Genomic DNA, 413 nt, shown 5'->3' on the forward strand with positions numbered 1-413 from the left:
TTCCAGGACGGGGACGACCAGTACAGAATCCGCTGCACGATGCACGTCGACGCGCCGACCGGCCCGGACTTCAGCAACCTGGTGTAAGCACGGCGGTGCTCACTCCGGGGACACGACACCGATGCAGGCGAAGCGGGAGTTCATGGGTACCCGCCACGGCGAGTCGCCGACTTCACCGAACTCGTCGCCACCGCCCTCGCCAACGCCGACAGCCGCGACCAGCTCACGGCGTCACGCGCGCGCGTGGTGGCCGCCGGCGCGCGCATCGCCACGGCCGGCGACCGCTCTGCTGACGCGGATCGGGCAGATCGTCATGCTGCACCACGGCGGCGCGCACTCGCGGGTCGCCTCGGTCATCCGTTCCTCGGTGACCAGGCCGGCATACGGCATCAACTCCATCGCGGTCTCACCGT

General features: G+C 70.0%; 1 protein-coding gene. It reads right to left on the reverse strand.

All coding sequences use genetic code 11. The annotated features are described in order from the left end of the window. Nucleotides 1-231: 231 nt before the first annotated feature. The coding region (locus ACNFOC_RS55615) for a hypothetical protein (RefSeq protein WP_416966476.1) at nucleotides 232-413 on the reverse strand (182 nt) is incomplete at its 5' end.

The sequence above is a fragment of the Streptomyces colwelliae genome, from assembly GCF_048158785.1.
Lineage (GTDB): Bacteria > Actinomycetota > Actinomycetes > Streptomycetales > Streptomycetaceae > Streptomyces.